Consider the following 18331-nt stretch of genomic DNA (forward strand, 5'->3'; position numbering starts at 1 on the left):
AATGGAGAATTTAAGAAAAGGATTTCCGGTTTTAGAGCAATATACCTATTTAAATACCGCGGCTTCGGGATTATTACCGGAATCGGTATGGGAGTTCAGGCAAAATCACGACCTGGATTTTCTTCTTGGTGCAAGCGTTTTTAAAGAAAAGCAAAGCGAAATTTTAACCGAAACCCGGGAACTTGTTGGCGAATCTTTTGGTTGCCCGCCTTCGCAGATTGCTTTAGTTCCAAATTTCAGTTACGGATTTAATACTTTACTTGAAGGGCTTGAAAAACCTCAAAAAGCATTATTGCTAAAAAACGACTATCCGTCGCTAAACTGGGCGGTAGAATCCAGAGATTTTGAAATTGAATATGCTGAAATTGATGAAAGTTTAGAGAATAAAATTGCTGAAGCTTTTAAAAAGCAACAACCCGATTTTTTTGCGTTTAGTATTGTGCAGTATATAAACGGAATTAAATTAGATCTTGAATTTCTTCAAAATCTAAAAAAAGAATATCCGGAAACCTTATTTATTGCTGACGGCACACAATTTTGTGGGACTGAAGCTTTTGATTTTAATGCGAGTGCAATTGATATTCTAATTTGCAGCACTTATAAATGGTTAAACGGCGGGTATGGAAATGCGTTTATGCTCTTTAAAAAAGAAGTGGAGGGGAAAATTATTCCAAAAGCTTTAGGATTTGGATCGCTCCAGGGAAAATACAAAGCCCACGAAGGGAACTTTATTGGAAAATTTGAACCCGGTCACCAGGATACGTTGAATTATGGGAGTTTAGCCGAAGCCTTGAAACTTATAAAAAAGACAGGAATAGCTGATATTTCTTCCCAAATTAAGGCATTAAGTGCTAAAGCCAAATCTGAATTTACCAAAATGCATCTCCTGGAAGAAAGCGTGGTAAATCGCGCTGAACATTCTTCGATTTTTAATATAAAAGGAAACGATAAATTATTTGAGTACCTAAGAAGTAAACAAATTATTGTATCGCAACGGGGAGAAGGAATACGTGTGAGTTTTCATTATTTTAATACAGAAAAAGAATTGGATTTTCTTTTAAAGGAATTAAGGAAATTTGGGGTCTGAATTTTTTATATTTTCTTCCTGAAAATATAATTTTTATAGTACTCATTATTATCCTGAAAACTGGTTTGAATTTCTAATCCGGCTTCTTTTGCCAGCCACTCTACCACCGCATCATCATATTTTTGTGAGATTTCGGTATGAATACTTTCCCAGGCATCAAAACTCACTTCTAAATCCATTTTATTGATAGCCACTTTTTGATTTTCCTTACTTACAAGAAAGCTTTTTGCAGTTCCGCTTTCGGGATCGTAGGTTTCCCAGTGAGTAAAATTATCGGGATTAAAATTTGCATCTAATTCTCTATTGATTCGGGTCAATAAATTTTTATTGAAGGCTTCAGTAATTCCGGCTGCGTCGTTATAAGCATCTAAAATCTTCTGGGGATCTTTTTTCTGATCAAAGCCCATAAAAAGCATATCTTCCGCAGACATTGCTTCCTGAATATTCCGAAGAAATTCAATAGCATTTTCGTGTAAAAGGTTTCCAATATTAGATCCCAACACTAAAATAACTTTCCTGCGATTGCTATAATCGGCCAGGTTTTCCAGGGTTTTAAAATAGGTGCCCTGTTGGATTTTAACATTCACTTCGGGTATTTCGTTTTTTAAAGAATTCTCCAATTCTTCCAAAACATTCTGACTAATGTCTATTGGCAAATAATTAAAATTGTATTCTTTCTCTACAAGTTCTTTAAGGAGCACTTTGGTTTTCTTGCCGTCTCCTGCACCCAGTTCAATAAGATCAAATCCACCTTTTTTATTGATAATTTCTGCAATAGCCGACTTATGTTTATCTAAAATATTTAGCTCGCAATTTGTGAGATAATATTCGGGCATTGCCATAATTTGCTGAAAAAGTTTATCTCCTTTTTCATCGTAAATATATTTTGAAAGCAAATATTTTGGAAAGCTGGTAAGGCCTTTATATACGTCTTCTTCAAAAGCCGACTGAAATGTGGTTGGTGTGGTTTTCATTTAATTTTTTTGGTTATTGGGCGAGTCTTAGTCCGGTAAATTGCCAGCGTAAATGTGGATGAAAAAAATTGCGATAAGTTGGGCGGGAATGATTTGGTGAGGTAGTTACAGAAGCTCCTCGCAACACTTTTTGACTTACCATAAATTTGCCATTGTATTCGCCAAGTGCGCCTTTGGGTTTAGTGTAATTAGGGTAGGGGGAATAAGCGCTTTCTGTCCATTCCCAGCGGTCACCCCATTTAAAATATGGATGTGCGGTTTCCCATTCAAATTCGGTTGGTAATCTTAAGCCTTTCCATTGTGCGAAGGCAAAGGCTTCAAAATAGGAAATATGATTCAGCGGGGCTTCGGGAATTAATTTTATAAGTCCGTTTAAAGTGTATTGATGCCAATCTCCATCTATTTTATGCCAGTAAAAAGGCGCTTCAATATTGTTATTATTCACCCAATCCCAGCCTTCAGCGTGCCAAAGAAGAACATCTTTGTAACCGCCGGCTTCAATAAATTCTATAAACTCGGCATTGGTAACCAGTTTATTCGAAATTTGATAATCGTTGAGATAAACTTTGTGCACACCCTGTTCGTTATCATAACAAAAATCATCAGATTTATGGCCTACTTCGTAAACGCCTTCAGCAATTGAAATCCATTCCTGTTTAAAATCCTGAATAGGATTCTCTTTAAATTGGTCGTTATATTCAGGCAATAAAGGATTATTCCCAAGGATATACTTAATATCTGTTAATAAAAGTTCCTGGTGCTGTTTCTCGTGATGACAACCAATTTCTACAACGCCGCAGAGTTCTTCTGAAATTTTTTCATCTTTCAGAAATTGCTGCATTGCTTTAGAAACATAATTTCTATACTCATACACCCACGCAACAGTTGGGCGCGATAAATTACCGCGGTTGGTGCGAATTACTTTATCTCCAACGCTTTCGTAATAACTGTTGAACACGTAAGCCGAATTTTTATCGAAAAGTTTATAGTTTTTTACATTTGGTTTTAGAACGAATTCTTCAAAAAACCAGGTAGTATGGCCAAGGTGCCATTTTGGTGGGGAAACATCTACTATGGGTTGTACTACATAATCTTCGGTTTCCAAAAAAGAGCATATAAGTTCAGAATGTGCCCTGGTTTTCTTAAAAAAATCGAGTAATTGTTCTTGTGATTGCATAAAAAAAGAGTGGTACTTTTTTGGGTACCACTCAAATTTACAATTTTTTCGTTCGGTCTGAAACCTCTGCTAGTTAAGGCCAAGTTAAAGTATAGCCTGCTCTTAAAGATTTAGCGGAAGGGTGTAACTTATTTTAGTAGGTTTACCTCCACGGGTTCCCGGTTTCATTTCGGGAATCTTTTTCAGCATATTTTCTACAGCTGCAATTACTTGTTTTTGATCTCCTTTTACTGAATTCACAAAAGTTTTACCTTCTTCGTCTACATGCATTTTCACTACCACTTTCCCTCTTATAAATTCCCCTTTATCATTTCTTGGGTATTTATAATTGTTCTTTACGTGTTCCATCAATTTTTGATTGAAACAGGTTTTTTGGTCTTCACTGCCTTCGCATCCCGGCCATACCGGTGCTTTTTCTCTTACAGTAATCGTGTTTCCTTTAACATCTACATCATCTTGTGCAAATACAAAGGTGCCGGTTAAAAGAAAAAAGCAAAACATCAATTTTTTCATAGCTTGGGGATTTGGGTTTTCCAGACTGTTTTTCTAGAAATTAAAAGGAACGGTAAAATTACGATCGTCTGGTTCGCCTTCTAAAGTTCCGGGCTGCATATCAGGAATTTTCTGTATCATTTCCTTAGCTGCCGCATTTACTTTTGGCTCAGGCCCTTCAACCGAATTTACAACTGCTTTTCCTTCTTCAGTAATTGTAAAAGAGATTTTTACTTTTCCGCGCACATAATCACCGTCTTCGGTTTGCGGATATTCGTAATTCTCTCTTACGTGTTGTGATAGTTGTTGATTAAAACAGGCTTTTACGTCTTCGGCGTCTTCGCAACCAGGCCAAACCGGCGAAGTTTGCTGTGCCTGGGCACTGGTTAAACCTACAATTACAAAACATGCGATAAGCATTAACTTTTTCATAAACTTTAAAATTTTAATTAAATTATTTTGGATTAGACCGCCACCTTTGCTTTTATGCCCGGATGCGGATTATAATCTTCTAATGTAAAATCTTTATAGTCGAAATCAAAAATATTTTTAATATCCGGGTTTATTTTCATTTTTGGTAAAGCTCTGGGTTCCCTGGAAAGCTGCAATTTCACCTGCTCCATATGGTTACTATAAATATGAACATCACCAAAGGTGTGAATGAAATCACCCGCTTCGTAACCGCAAACCTGTGCCATCATCATAGTTAACAAAGCATAAGAAGCGATATTGAAAGGCACGCCAAGAAAAACATCGGCGCTTCTTTGATAAAGTTGAAGGGAGAGTTTGCCATTGGCAACGTAGAACTGGAAAAAAGCATGACAGGGCGGCAGCGCCGCTTTACCATTAGCTACATTTTCTGAAAATGATTTTGAAGAATCTGGCATTACTGAAGGATTCCAGGCTGAAACCAGCATTCTTCTACTATTCGGATTTTTTTTAAGGGTTTCAATAATTTCTTTAATCTGGTCTATATCTTCGTTATTCCAATTGCGCCATTGCTTACCGTAAACGGGACCAAGATCACCATTTTCGTCGGCCCATTCGTTCCATATTCTAACTCCGTTTTCCTGTAAATACTCAACATTAGTATCCCCTTTTAAAAACCATAACAATTCGTAAATAATAGATTTTAAGTGTAGTTTTTTTGTAGTAACCATTGGGAATCCTTCGCTTAAATCAAAGCGTAACTGGTGGCCAAAAATGCTCCTGGTTCCTGTACCGGTTCTATCGCCTTTGTCGATTCCGTTATCTAAAATATGCTTTAAAAGTTCGTGGTATTGTTTCATAAGTCTAGGATACAGAAAATTAGTTTTGCTAAAATAGCAAAAGCTTCTTAAATAGAATTCTGAAAGGGATTTTTATAAAATTATCCGATAATCATTCCGGCGATCGTTGCCGAAAGCAGGGAAGCAATAGTCCCGCCAATTAAGGCTTTCATCCCAAATTCAGATAAAGTTTTTCTTTGCCCCGGTGCCAGGGAACCAATTCCTCCAATTTGAATTCCAATAGAAGCAAAATTAGCAAATCCGCAAAGCATATAAGTGGCCATAATCACCGATTTTTCGTAAGTAAGGCTAAGCGCATTTGCAGTATTTTTAAGATCGGCCAGCTGGACGTAGCCTACAAATTCACTTGCGGCAAGTTTAATTCCCAGTAACTGGCCCATAAGCATCATATCTTCTTTGGCAACGCCAATTAGCCACATTAAAGGAGCGAAAATGGTCCCCAAAATCGCCTCCAGGGAAAAACCGGTATACGGTGTGTTTTCGGCTAAAATAGCATTTATACCTGTCCAGGACCCTGTCCAGTTTAGTACGTAATTGATCATTGCGATGAAAGCGATAAATACCAAAAGCATCGCCGCAACATTGGCTGCAAGTTTTAAACCTTCGGTAGTCCCGTTGGCTATTGCGTCAAGGATATTCGAGCCAATTTTATCTGAAGAAACATCTACGTTAGTATTAATTTTATTCTGCTGCGGGTATAATATTTTTGAAACTACAATCGCGCCAGGTGCAGCCATTACCGATGCCGCAAGCAAGTGTTTTGCGAATTGAAGTCTAAGTTCTGGATCATCGCCGCCTAAAAAGCCAATATATGCGGCCAGTACACCACCGGCAACGGTAGCCATACCACCAATCATTACCAGTAAAATTTCAGAACGGTTCATCCGTTCCAGGTAGGCTTTAATCATAAGCGGAGCCTCGGTTTGACCAAGAAAAATATTACCGGCAACGCTCAAACTTTCCGCACCTGAAATACCGAGTAATCTGGTAAGTACCATTGCCAATCCTTTTACCACAATTTGAATCACGCCCAGGTAAAACAACACCGAGGTTAATGCTGAAAAGAAAATAATAGTAGGTAAAACCTGGAAAAGGAAAATAAAACCAAAACTATCTACATCCATCATTCCCCCGAGAAGAAATTCACTTCCCGCTGCAGTAAAATCAAGGATTAACACGAAGATATTTCCTACGAATTCAAATATATTCTGAATAAAAGTGATCTTTAAAACTCCAATTGCCAGCAATAATTGAGCACCAATTCCAATACCAATGGTCTTCCAGTTTATGGCTTTACGATTATTGCTGAATAAAAAAGCGATAACAAGTAAAGTGAGCATCCCCAAAGCGCCACGTCCAATACTGCTTGCAGAAAGTCCCGCACTTGGGATCATTTCTTTTACCATAGGGGCAGGAATTACCTCTTTAGGGTTATTAAATTCAGTATTCTTGAAATGAAATTCTTTATTTGCCTGGTTTATTACCAGGCTTGAGTCTGTTAGGCTAGATACCCTATAATTAACTATACTGTCTTGAGGAGTATTGTAAAATAGTACTAGCAGTTTATTTTGAAAAATATAATCTCCCTGGGCAAGCGTATCCTCAGTTTTACTAATACTGAAAAATCCCTCGTTTAAGTTCAAGGTATTGCCGTTAATAAAATTTTCCTGGCCAGAATCTTGCTCTAAAGTCCAGGTTTTTGAAATGTCTTGAGAAAAAGTGCTGGTCACACTAAATAGAACTAAAATCAGGCAAAACCAGGTTTTATTCATAAAGTCGGGCATTATTTGCGTTTGGAGATTTCGTCCCGTATGCGTGCCGCTTTCTCGTAATCTTCATTATTTACGGCCTGGGAGAGCAAAGTTTTTAGTTCGTCTAAAGATAATTTTTTGTAATTGGTATCGTCAGATTTGATGTCGATATCATCAGGAAGTAATTCTTCTGAAATGATTTCTTCTTCCTGTTTTTCTGAAGCTTCCTGTTCTGCTTCGTCTCCTTTCAGGAAAATTCCAGCTTTATCAAGAATGTTTTTATAAGTGAAAATAGGAGCATCAAATCTTAGCGCTAAAGCAATAGCATCGCTGGTGCGAGCATCTATAATTTCTTCAATTTTATCGCGTTCGCAAATAAGACTGGAATAAAAAACACCGTCTACCAGTTTGTGTATAATCACCTGTTTTACGGTAATCTCAAACCTGTCGGCGAAATTTTTAAAAAGGTCGTGGGTTAACGGGCGTGGGGGTTTAATCTCTTTTTCTAGGGCAATCGCGATAGATTGCGCTTCAAAAGCACCAATAACTATGGGAAGTTTACGTTCTCCATCTACTTCGCTTAAGATTAAAGCGTAAGCTCCGTTTTGGGTTTGACTATAAGAAATTCCTTTTATATTAAGGCGCACTAAACTCATATATCATCAATTAAAAAGGGCTGTCTAAAGCAGGACTTTCACCGTATTTAGACAGCCCTTTTAAGGGGTGCAAGTTATAAAAATTATGCGTTTTTCGCTTTAAATTCCTTTAGTTTTTCGTTTAACTTAGGTACGATCTCAAAAGCATCACCAACAACACCGTAATCTGCGGCTTTAAAGAAAGGCGCTTCGGGATCGTTGTTAATCACTACTTTGGTCTTCGCAGCGTTAATTCCGGCTAAATGCTGAATAGCGCCAGAAATTCCCACGGCAATATAAAGGTTAGAAGCTACAGGTTTTCCTGTTTGCCCAACGTGTTCACTGTGCGGTCTCCAGCCCATATCACTAACGGGTTTGGAACAAGCGGTTGCAGCGCCAAGAATATCGGCCATTTCTTCGATCATGCCCCAGTTTTCCGGACCTTTAAGTCCGCGACCACCAGAAACTACGATCTCTGCATCGGCAATAGTTACTTTGTCTTTTGCTTTGTCTACCGATTCTACATTCACGGTAAAATCTCCATCTTTTAATTCTGGTGAAAAATCTTCAACTGTAGCGTCACCCTGATTTTCTTTTAAACCGAAAGCATTTTGAGACAGTCCCACGATTTTCACATCGGTAGTGATTTTGGTGAAATTGAACGCTTTATTGGTAAAAGCACTTCTTTTAACTGTAAACGGATCGGTATTTTCAGGAGTAGCCATTACATTTGAAGCGTAGCCGGCATTTAAATGTACCGCTAAAAGAGGCGCTAAATATTTGCTGTTGGCACTCTGGCTCACCACAACTATCTTGCTTCCTTCTTTTTCTGCAGCTTGTGTCAATGCATCTGCGTAAGCTTCAGCGTTAAATTTGCTCAATTTATCATTTTGGATGTTCAGCACTTTGCTCACACCATAATTTCCAAGTTCAGAAACATCTGTAGCGTTAAAACTAACGGCTACTACTTCATCGCCGCCGGCTACTTCTTTTGCATAAGAAGCAACTTCAAAAGCAGCTTTTTTAAACTTGCCGTCTTCGGTTTCTGTATATACTAAAACTGACATATCTATATATTTTTTGTCATTTCCGCGAAGGCGGAAATCTATTTTTTATTCATTCCCACATTTATTTGAATAAAGGCGGAAATCTTATTTTATTCTTTTCAGACCTCACAGGTTTTCAAAACCTGTGAGGTCTATTTATAATTTATATCGCTTTTGCTTCGTTGTGAAGTAAATCTATCAATTCATCAAGATTTTCAGGATCTACCAGTTTAACGTCTCCTTTTGGAGCCGGTTTTTCAAACTTCACAGCTTCGGTTAACGTTGAAACTTCTTCCGCAGGAACTACATTTAACGGTTTTTTACGCGCTTGCATAATTCCTCGCATATTTGGGATTTTAAGATCGCTTTCTTCAACCAAACCTTTTTGTCCACCAATTACAAGTGGAAGGGAAGCGGTTAAAGTTTCTTTACCACCGTCTATTTCACGAATAGCTGTGGCTTTGTCGCCTTCTACCTCTAAACTAATACAGGTATTAATAAAATTAGCATCAAGAATTGCAGCAAGCATTCCCGGTACCATTCCACCATTATAATCAATAGATTCACGGCCGGCAATAATAAGATCGTATTCGCCTTCTTTAGCAACTTTTGCAAGTTGTTTGGCTACCTGGAAACCATCGGTTGCAGGAGTGTCTACTCTTATAGCATTATCGGCTCCAATAGCCAGGGCTTTTCTTAAAGTTGGTTCGGTTTCAGCACCACCTACATTTACCACATCTACACTTGCGCCTTGTTTTTCTTTAAACCACATGGCACGGGTAAGTCCAAATTCATCATTCGGGTTAATTACAAAATTCACTCCGTTGGTATCGAATTTCGAATCGCCGTCGGTAAAATTGATTTTTGAGGTAGTATCAGGAACGTGACTAATACATACTAATATTTTCATTATAGCGAGTTTTTTAAATTTATAACGATTTCGTTTACGAAGTTACATAATTTAATTCAGAAAATGCTATGCACGCATAATAAAATTTGTGTTTTTAAATTCCTTAAATTTTATTGAATTCGTAGATTAATGGTAAATAATGCAATTTAAAAATAGAAATATGGGGTGAAACTTCTTATTTATTAATTGAGATCGTAGTTTCTATTAGTGATATGAGCAACTTGCAAATTTTTGTGGATTATTAGTGGTGAAAACTTTATTGAATTACTATTTTTGTTCCTTTAAGATGAATAAAAATATTTAGCATTATAAATAATGAAGACAATTCAATTTAGGGAAGCCGTTCAGCAAGCGATGAGCGAAGAGATGCGAAAGGACGATACCATTTATCTAATGGGCGAGGAAGTAGCAGAATATAATGGTGCTTATAAAGCTTCTAAAGGTATGTTGGACGAATTTGGCCCAGATCGTGTGATAGATACCCCAATTGCCGAGCTTGGTTTTTCTGGAATTGGTGTAGGTTCAGCAATGAATGGTAACAGGCCAATCATTGAATTTATGACCTTTAATTTCTCTTTAGTTGGAATTGACCAGATAATAAACAATGCGGCCAAAATGCGCCAAATGAGTGGTGGGCAATTTAATATTCCTATCGTTTTTAGAGGGCCAACCGCATCTGCAGGTCAATTAGGTGCAACGCACTCGCAAGCTTTTGAAAGCTGGTTTGCTAACTGCCCCGGTTTAAAAGTTATTGTTCCTTCCAATCCTTACGACGCTAAAGGTTTGCTAAAAGCTGCCATTAGAGATAACGATCCTGTAATCTTTATGGAAAGTGAGCAAATGTATGGTGATAAGGGTGAAGTTCCTGAAGAAGAATATGTAATTGAAATTGGTAAAGCTGATATTAAGAGAGAAGGTAGTGATGTAACAATTGTTTCCTTCGGAAAAATTATTAAAGAAGCTTACAAAGCAGCCGATAAATTAGCTGAAGACGATATTTCTTGTGAAATTATAGATCTTAGAACAATTCGACCAATGGATCACGAAACCATTCTTGAATCTGTAAAGAAAACCAATCGTTTGGTGATCTTGGAAGAAGCCTGGCCTTTTGGAAATATTGCTACTGAAATTACTTACCAGGTACAATCTAAAGCTTTTGATTATTTAGATGCGCCAATTGTAAAAATAAACACTGCCGATACTCCGGCACCTTATTCACCTGTATTGCTTAAAGAATGGTTGCCAAACAGCGACGATGTTATTAAAGCAGTGAAGCAGGTTATGTATATTGACTAAACCAGCATGATGCTGGACGCAAAAATTAGTAATAAACAGTCAGTTAATTATAAGTCTGTGAGTAATTCCATTATTGGGTTAAACTTACAAATAGATAGAAAATCCTTATAAATTTGAAACTTCATCGGATGCTGATTCGGTGAAGTTTTTTTTTGCCTTGAAGAATGATGATGACGAAAGTAAATTTTCTTCCCCTATTCTTATTAATGTGTTGTACCATGCTTATGGCACAAACCAAAGTTGGCGGCGTGGTTAAAGACCAAAACGGCGAAGCGCTTCCATTTGTAAATGTGATCTTTAATAATTCTTCGGTAGGAACAACTTCCGGGGAAAACGGGAAATTCTATTTGCAAAGTGAAAATAACCATACCGAACTCAAAATTTCTTTTATTGGTTATAAAACTGAAATAATCCAACTTCAGCAAAAAACCAATCTCGATATGGAGATTGTGCTAGATGAGGAAACTTCTAATTTAGACGAGGTTCGAATTCTTAGGGGAAAAACCTCAAAAAAGAATAATCCCGCTATAGATATTCTAAAGAAGATCTGGGAAAATAAACGTGACAATGGCGTTTCGGCTTTTAAACAATATCAGTATAAGAAATACGAAAAGCTGGAATTCGATTTAGATGGGATTGATAGCTCTGTAGTGAAAAATCCGGTTTTTAATGGTATGGAATTCATTTTTGATTATGCTGATACCAATAGAATTTCCGGGAAAACTATTCTGCCTGTTTTTATTAACGAATCGGTTTCTAAAGTTTATGGCGATAATGTAGAAAACCAAAAAAGAGAAGATCTTATAGGAAACAAGAACTCCGGTTTTGAACAGAACCAAAACCTAATCGCCGCGGTAAAAGATGTGTATGATGAATATAACGTCTACAATAATTATATCAAGGTTTTTGACAAGAGTTTTGTAAGTCCGCTTTCTACAACCGGCATTAACAATTACAATTATATTTTAAGCGATAGCGCTTATATAGATAACAAATGGTGTTATAATATAATTTATTATCCACGGCGGGAAAACGAACTAACTTTTAAAGGAGATTTTTGGGTGAATGATACCACCTGGGCGGTGAAGAAAATTAACCTTGATGCTTCGCGTGATGCTAATATAAATTGGGTGAAAGAATTGTATATAGAGCAAGAATTTGAAGTGCTTAACGATTCGGTTTTTATAATTTTCAAAGATTATTTTCAGGCGAATTTCTCGTTAACCAAAAAAGAAAGTTCAAAAGGGGTTTACGCGAAACGCACCCGGGTTTTTGAAGAATATCAGTTCGACATAAAGAAAGAAGAAGACTTTTACGACAAGCGAGCTTATAAATTCAACGAAGAGGTCTATAAACGCGATACAGATTTTTGGGAAGAAAACCGCCTGGAAAAACTTAATAGGGAAGAGGAAGATATTTATGTAATGTTGGATAGTTTAACCAAAGTTCCGGCATTTAAAAGGATTTATGATATCGCCACTATTGCAGAATCGGGTTATGTAGAATTCAACGGTTGGGATTTTGGCCCGGTATATTCTTTGTTCGACTATAACCAGGTTGAAGGATTTAGAACGCGTGTAGGCGGTAGAACGTATTTTGGGCAACACGATCCCTGGCGAGTAGAAGGTTATTTAGCCTACGGATTTAAAGATAATAAATTTAAATATGGAATTTCTGGAAAATGGCTTTTGGATGCGCGTTCGCGTTTAATAGTTTCTGCAGGTAAAAGAAGGGATATAGATCAACTGGGAGCAAGTTTAACCAATAATACAACCGATGTTTTGGGCCGTAGTTTGGCTTCATCTGGTTTGGTAAGCGTTGGCGATAACGATAAATTGAGTAATATAGATTTAAGTACTTTTAATCTTGAAATTGAGCCCTGGTATAATTTTAATGTTCGGGTTGGTGCTTCTTACCGCGAGCTAAGTTCGGCATCTCCCGCGTTTAGTTTAGATTATTATACAGATGAAAATTTTACAGAAACGGCTTCAGAAATAAAGCAAACCGAAATATCTACAACTTTCACCTATACCCCAAAGAGACAAACTTCAGGATTTGGAGTGGAAAGAAATGTGGTGAACGAAGAAGAATTCCCCACCTTCTTTCTTAATTATTCGCTTGGCCTTAAAGATGTTTTTAATAGCGATTTTGACTATAAAAGACTACAGTTTTTTTACGATCAGCCGCTTAGAATTGGCGGATTTGGCAGGGCAAATGCCAGTTTGGAAGCAGGAAAAACTTTTGGCGCAGTTCCGCTGGGGCTTTTAAACGTGGTGCCGGGAAATCAAACATATTTTGCGATGTATAATTCATTTCCCGTGCTTAACTTCTATGAATTTGTAACCGATACATATGTTTCAGCGCATTTTAATCATAATTTCAACGGAAGGTTATTTGCCAGGATTCCGCTGTTGCGAGAATTAAATTTAAGAGAGCTTGTTGGTGTTAGGGCAGTTTGGGGAGAAATTTCAGAAGAAAATAAAGCATTGAACGCTTCAGGAATTCCTTTACGAGCTCCTAATAAAGAACCTTATTACGAATATAGTTTTGGAGTTGGAAATATTTTAAAATTTTTAAGCCTGGAAGCTCATTTTAGAGGAAATTATCTTGAAATTCCAGAATCCCGGGATTTTGCAATAACTGCTTCCTTCGGTTTTCACTTTTAATAGAATGATTTGAGATTGATTTTCACTATATTTGCCGCCCTTAATTGAGAAAAAAGATAGAAAAATGTCAGAAAGTTTTGATGTATTAATAGAAATCCCAAAAGGGAGTAGAAACAAATATGAATACGATTTTGAATTAAAGAAAGTCCGTTACGACAGGATGATCTTTTCTTCTATGATGTATCCCGCCGATTACGGTTTTATTCCAAATACACTTGCGCTAGACAGCGACCCGCTAGATGTTTTGGTATTGGTGAGTGAGCCTACTTTTCCTGGAGTTGTAATGGAAGTAAAGCCAATTGGCGTTTTCCATATGGCCGATGAAAAAGGACCTGATGAAAAAATTATTTGTGTACCGGTATCAGATCCTATTTGGAATAGATTAAATGATCTAAATGAACTTAATGGTCATATGATCAAAGAAATTGAACATTTCTTTAAAGTTTACAAAGATCTTGAGAAGAAAAAAGTAGATGTTGGTGGTTGGGGTGATGCTAAGGAGGCTCGCAAAATCATTAAAGATTGTGTGGAGCGTTATGAGAATTATGATGGCGACAAAGATCGTTTTGGGATACTACCATAATTTAAACAAAATATTTTATAATTTAAAAGCAATAACCTTAAAAAGTTATTGCTTTTTTAATTATCGCTGATTTACTACATTAGCCATATTAACTAAAACTTAACAATTAATATGGAATCAATGATGATTTATATGCCTGCAATACTGGCTATAATAGGGCTCATTTTTATGTGGGTTAAAAGATCCTGGGTAATGAAACAGGATGCCGGAGACGGAAAAATGAAAGATATTGCTTCTCATATCTACGAAGGAGCACTTGCCTTTCTTAATGCAGAATATAAATTACTTAGCTTTTTTGTAATTGGTGCCAGTATAGCCCTTGCGGGTATTGCTTATGTTGTGCCAACTACTCATTATCTGATTATTGTTGCTTTTATTTTTGGAGCCTTTTTTTCTGCCCTGGCAGGAAATATGGGCATGAAGATAGCTACCCAAACTAATGTTCGTACTACCCAGGCAGCCCGAACCAGCCTGCCACAGGCATTAAAAGTTTCTTTTGGCGGTGGTACCGTTATGGGACTTGGTGTTGCGGGATTGGCCGTACTTGGGTTAACCGCTTTTTTTATCTTTTTCTTTCATTATTTTATGGGCGGGGAATGGACAAATACTACACAAATGACAGTGGTTTTGGAAACCCTTGCCGGGTTTTCACTGGGCGCTGAATCTATAGCCTTATTCGCCCGTGTGGGTGGAGGAATTTATACTAAAGCCGCCGATGTTGGTGCAGATTTAGTGGGAAAAGTTGAAGCCGGAATCCCGGAAGACGATCCTCGAAATCCTGCCACTATTGCCGATAACGTGGGAGATAACGTTGGCGATGTAGCAGGAATGGGAGCCGATCTCTTTGGTAGTTATGTGGCCACCGTTCTTGCAGCGATGGTTTTAGGAAACTACATTATTGAAGATATGGGCGGAAATATCGTTGATGCCGGTTTTGGTGGAATTGGACCCATTTTACTACCAATGGCCATAGCCGGTGCCGGAATTATTATTTCCATTGTCGGAACACTATTAGTAAAAATTAGCAGCAACTCGGCTAAAGAAGCTGAGGTTCAAAAAGCATTAAATATTGGAAACTGGACGGCTATAGCACTTGTTGCCGTGGCTAGTTATTTTCTGGTAACCTGGATGCTGCCAAAAGAAACCCTAACTATGGGCTTTTTTGTTGGTGGAGCAGAAGGTTTTGAGTATATGGATATCTCTTCAATTAGAGTATTTTATGCCTGTTTGGTAGGTATTGTGGTTGGTGGTGTAATTTCAGCAGTAACCGAATATTATACCGGGTTGGGTAAAAAACCGGTACTTTCTATTGTTCAAAATTCCAGTACCGGAGCAGGAACAAATATTATTGCCGGTCTCGCTACCGGAATGATTTCAACATTTTTTTCGGTTTTATTATTTGCGTTTGCTATTTGGGCTTCTTACGCTTTCGCCGGATTCTACGGCGTTGCGCTTGCAGCTTCAGCAATGATGGCAACTACCGCTATGCAGTTAGCTATTGATGCCTTTGGGCCAATTGCCGATAATGCAGGGGGAATTGCTGAAATGAGCGAACTTCCCGCTGAAGTTAGAGAGCGTACCGATATCCTGGATTCTGTAGGAAATACAACTGCGGCTACAGGAAAAGGTTTTGCAATTGCTTCAGCAGCCCTGACTTCCTTAGCTCTTTTTGCGGCTTACGTGACTTTTACGGGAATTGATGGAATTAATATTTTTAAAGCCCCGGTATTGGCAATGTTATTTATTGGCGGAATGGTGCCGGTTGTTTTTTCGGCTTTAGCGATGAAATCTGTTGGTAAAGCAGCGATGAAAATGGTGGAAGAAGTTAGACGACAGTTTAAAAGTATTCCCGGGATTATGGAAGGAACCGCAAAACCTGAATACGATAAATGTGTAGCTATTTCTACTGAAGCAGCTTTAAAAGAAATGTTGCTGCCAGGAGTATTAACCATTGGTTTTCCTATTGCAATTGCACTAATCCCGATGCTTTTTGGTTACGAAAATGTGTTGATTGCTGAAATGCTTGGTGGTTATATGGCCGGGGTTACGGTAAGCGGAGTGCTTTGGGCGATATTTCAGAATAACGCAGGTGGCGCCTGGGATAATGCTAAAAAATCTTTTGAAGCAGGAGTAATGATTAATGGGGAAATGACTTACAAAGGTTCTGAAGCGCATAAAGCGGCGGTGACCGGTGATACGGTTGGAGATCCTTTTAAAGATACTTCAGGCCCGTCTATGAATATTTTAATAAAATTAACCTGTCTAATTGGTTTGGTAATCGCGCCAATTCTAGGTGGCCATACTGAAAGTGATATTCCTAACGAAGGGGCTTCTATTGAGATGGAAGAAGGCATAAATGCTGAAGACATTTCAGAAGAAATTCAGGTAAATATGACTTCCGAAGGAAATAAAACCATTGCAAAAGTGAGAATTACCACCACGAGAAAAGGTGAAACCAAAGTTCAGCAGAAAACCTTTACCGGTACAAAAGCTGAGGTTGAAAAACAAGTACAGGATTTAAAAGATAAAGCCTGATAAATTTATCAGTTTATAGAATAAAAAGAGGCTGTTTGAAGATTCCTGTTAGAACCGTCATCCTGAATTCATTTCAGGATCTAAGTTGTTAATCATTTTAGAAGCTGAAACAAGTTCAGCTTGACGAAAACAGAAAAAATCAAACAGCGTCTTTTCTTTAAAATATAGACCTATTTAGCCTTTTTATTCACGCGTTTTTCTGCGAGTTTATTCAAGTCTTCATCGGCGGTATATTCTTCATCAAGCGTTTTCTGTAACTTGTTTGCTACAGCTTTATGGCCTAATTCTTTGGCGTATCGCACCAAAGTACCGTAACCGGAAATTTCATAATGTTCAACCCGCTGGGCATCTGCGATAATTCCTGCATCTCTTACATCATCTTCGGCATCTTCTTTTAGAAAAGCTTCGGCCTCTTCTATAAGACCTTTCATCGCTTTGCATTCTTCGCCGGTAGGCTTAAAGCCCAGTTCTTTGCTAACTTCTTCCAAACGCTTTTTGTGCTCTTTGGTTTCCTCGAGGTGGTCTTCAAAAGCCTTTTTCAATTTTTCATCGGTTGCAGCTTTCGCCATTTTCGGTAAAGCTTTGACTAACTGGCTTTCGGCACTGTAAAGGTCTTTTAATTGGTGTTCAAATAGATCTTCTAACTTTTTCATGATTAAATATTTAATGGTTAAAATTGTTAGATAAATTTATAAGCAAAGTGTTCTGAGCCAAGTTAAATGAGTGATAAAGCTTTGTTGTTTATTCCTTAAAATTTTTAAGCTGAAGGCTTCATTTTAATTTTAACAAAGCTACAACTAAGCTTCAGCGGTAATTCCTTTAATTTTAAATAGAAATTTTTTACTAACTAAAATGGAATGTTATGGCTAAAGATCATGGACCATCAATTAAGAATGATGAACAGTACGAGGAACTTCGGGATGAAGGAATGAGCAAATCTAAAGCTGCGAGAATTGCCAACGATTCCAACTCGGGAGAAAAAGGCGGAAAAGCCGATAAATATGAAGAACGCTCTAAGGAAGAACTCTATGAGAAGGCTCAGGAGATCGGGATTGAAGGCCGAAGCGATATGACCAAAGATGAGTTAATTAAAGCGCTTAGAAACCACTAAAATGAGATCTATCTGGAATGGCTCTATTAGCTTCGGACTGGTTTCTATACCGGTGAAATTATATTCTGCTTCAGAAAGTAGAAAACTCGATTTGGATATGCTGGATAAGCACGATAATGCCCGCATAAGGTATAAGCGTGTGAACGAGGATACCGGGAAAGAAGTGGAATGGAAAGATATCGTAAAAGGTTTTAAAAAAGACGAAGATTATATCGTCCTGGAAAAAGAAGATTTTGAAAACGCCAATCTTAAAAAGAGCAAAACTATAGATATTGAAGAGTTTGTTGCCGAAGATGATGTGGCCGAGGTGCTTTATAAAAAACCATACTTTCTCGAACCGCAAAAAGAAGGTGGGAAATCTTATAATTTACTCCGCGATGCTTTGAAAAAAACCGGGAAACTTGGCGTGGCTACTTTTGTAATGCGACAAAAAGAGCATTTAAGCCTGGTGGGGGTTTACGATAAAGCCCTCGTACTTCATGTTATAAGATTTTCAGATGAAATTAGGGAAACCAAAGACCTTAAGTTGCCAAAAACCAAAGTCGCCAAAAAGGAGGTAGATATGGCTATTTCTCTTATAGAACAGTACACTACAGCATTTGATCCAGATAAATTTAAAGATGTTTATAACGATCAATTAATGAAGATCATTGAATCTAAGAGCACCGGTAAAAAGCCTAAACCTCAAAAATTTAAAGATGAGCCTACCCAGGCAAAAGATCTTATGGCAAAATTAAAGGCCAGTTTAGATAAAAAGAAAAAATCTAAAGCATCCTAAG

General features: G+C 37.7%; 17 protein-coding genes. 7 read left to right on the forward strand and 10 right to left on the reverse strand.

Annotated features, from left to right (window positions below; genetic code table 11):
- Position 1: 1 nt before the first annotated feature.
- Entirely contained in the window at positions 2-1087 is a 1086-nt protein-coding gene (locus B5488_RS02250) for an aminotransferase class V-fold PLP-dependent enzyme (RefSeq protein ID WP_079733794.1), read from the forward strand.
- Positions 1088-1092: 5 nt separating this feature from the next.
- Here the strand turns inward: B5488_RS02250 and egtD are convergent, their stop codons facing one another.
- The 9 genes from egtD to B5488_RS02295 all read right to left on the reverse strand — a co-directional run bounded on the left by egtD (position 1093) and on the right by B5488_RS02295 (position 9361).
- Positions 1093-2061 (reverse strand): L-histidine N(alpha)-methyltransferase, encoded by a 969-nt coding sequence (gene egtD / locus B5488_RS02255; RefSeq protein ID WP_079733795.1) that lies wholly within the window; start codon positions 2059-2061, stop codon positions 1093-1095.
- A gap of 13 nt (positions 2062-2074) precedes the next feature.
- On the reverse strand, positions 2075-3238 hold the full coding sequence (egtB, locus tag B5488_RS02260; RefSeq protein WP_079733796.1) for an ergothioneine biosynthesis protein EgtB: 1164 nt from the start codon (positions 3236-3238) through the stop codon (positions 2075-2077).
- Between the two features lie 102 nt (positions 3239-3340).
- Positions 3341-3751, reverse strand: coding sequence for an energy transducer TonB (locus B5488_RS02265; protein ID WP_231919792.1), 411 nt, complete (start codon positions 3749-3751; stop codon positions 3341-3343).
- 33 nt (positions 3752-3784) lie between these two features.
- On the reverse strand, positions 3785-4162 hold the full coding sequence (locus B5488_RS02270) for an energy transducer TonB (protein WP_079733797.1): 378 nt from the start codon (positions 4160-4162) through the stop codon (positions 3785-3787).
- Positions 4163-4194: 32 nt separating this feature from the next.
- Complete coding sequence (locus tag B5488_RS02275; RefSeq protein ID WP_079733798.1) at positions 4195-5019, reverse strand: thymidylate synthase; 825 nt, start codon at positions 5017-5019, stop codon at positions 4195-4197.
- An 80-nt stretch (positions 5020-5099) separates the two neighbouring features.
- On the reverse strand, positions 5100-6791 hold the full coding sequence (locus B5488_RS02280; RefSeq protein ID WP_079736499.1) for a NupC/NupG family nucleoside CNT transporter: 1692 nt from the start codon (positions 6789-6791) through the stop codon (positions 5100-5102).
- A gap of 11 nt (positions 6792-6802) precedes the next feature.
- Complete coding sequence (locus tag B5488_RS02285) at positions 6803-7426, reverse strand: bifunctional nuclease family protein (RefSeq protein ID WP_079733799.1); 624 nt, start codon at positions 7424-7426, stop codon at positions 6803-6805.
- Between the two features lie 83 nt (positions 7427-7509).
- Positions 7510-8472 carry an electron transfer flavoprotein subunit alpha/FixB family protein gene (locus B5488_RS02290; protein ID WP_079733800.1) on the reverse strand — a complete coding sequence of 321 codons (963 nt, stop codon included), beginning with the start codon at positions 8470-8472 and terminating at the stop codon, positions 7510-7512.
- 142 nt (positions 8473-8614) lie between these two features.
- Positions 8615-9361, reverse strand: coding sequence for an electron transfer flavoprotein subunit beta/FixA family protein (locus tag B5488_RS02295; RefSeq protein ID WP_079733801.1), 747 nt, complete (start codon positions 9359-9361; stop codon positions 8615-8617).
- A 315-nt stretch (positions 9362-9676) separates the two neighbouring features.
- On the opposite strand from B5488_RS02295, the gene B5488_RS02300 reads away from it, so the two are divergent.
- The 4 genes from B5488_RS02300 to B5488_RS02315 all read left to right on the forward strand — a co-directional run bounded on the left by B5488_RS02300 (position 9677) and on the right by B5488_RS02315 (position 16441).
- A complete protein-coding gene (locus tag B5488_RS02300; RefSeq protein WP_079733802.1) occupies positions 9677-10657 on the forward strand; it encodes a pyruvate dehydrogenase complex E1 component subunit beta in 981 nt (326 codons plus the stop codon).
- A gap of 224 nt (positions 10658-10881) precedes the next feature.
- Positions 10882-13323, forward strand: coding sequence for a DUF5686 and carboxypeptidase-like regulatory domain-containing protein (locus tag B5488_RS02305; RefSeq protein ID WP_231919793.1), 2442 nt, complete (start codon positions 10882-10884; stop codon positions 13321-13323).
- A gap of 64 nt (positions 13324-13387) precedes the next feature.
- Positions 13388-13906 carry an inorganic diphosphatase gene (locus tag B5488_RS02310; RefSeq protein ID WP_079736500.1) on the forward strand — a complete coding sequence of 173 codons (519 nt, stop codon included), beginning with the start codon at positions 13388-13390 and terminating at the stop codon, positions 13904-13906.
- Between the two features lie 111 nt (positions 13907-14017).
- Entirely contained in the window at positions 14018-16441 is a 2424-nt protein-coding gene (locus B5488_RS02315) for a sodium-translocating pyrophosphatase (protein ID WP_079733804.1), read from the forward strand.
- 170 nt (positions 16442-16611) lie between these two features.
- Here B5488_RS02315 and B5488_RS02320 read toward each other — a convergent pair whose 3' ends face one another.
- Positions 16612-17094: a YciE/YciF ferroxidase family protein gene (locus B5488_RS02320; protein WP_079721667.1), complete on the reverse strand. Its 483-nt coding sequence runs from the start codon at positions 17092-17094 to the stop codon at positions 16612-16614.
- Positions 17095-17303: 209 nt separating this feature from the next.
- Here B5488_RS02320 and B5488_RS02325 point away from each other — a divergent pair, with 209 nt between their 5' ends.
- Positions 17304-17552 carry a DUF7218 family protein gene (locus tag B5488_RS02325; protein ID WP_079733805.1) on the forward strand — a complete coding sequence of 83 codons (249 nt, stop codon included), beginning with the start codon at positions 17304-17306 and terminating at the stop codon, positions 17550-17552.
- Between the two features lies 1 nt (position 17553).
- Positions 17554-18330: a non-homologous end joining protein Ku gene (gene ku, locus B5488_RS02330; RefSeq protein WP_079733806.1), complete on the forward strand. Its 777-nt coding sequence runs from the start codon at positions 17554-17556 to the stop codon at positions 18328-18330.
- The last annotated feature ends 1 nt before the right edge of the window (position 18331 follow it).

The organism is Salegentibacter salegens (genome assembly GCF_900142975.1).
GTDB lineage: Bacteria > Bacteroidota > Bacteroidia > Flavobacteriales > Flavobacteriaceae > Salegentibacter > Salegentibacter salegens.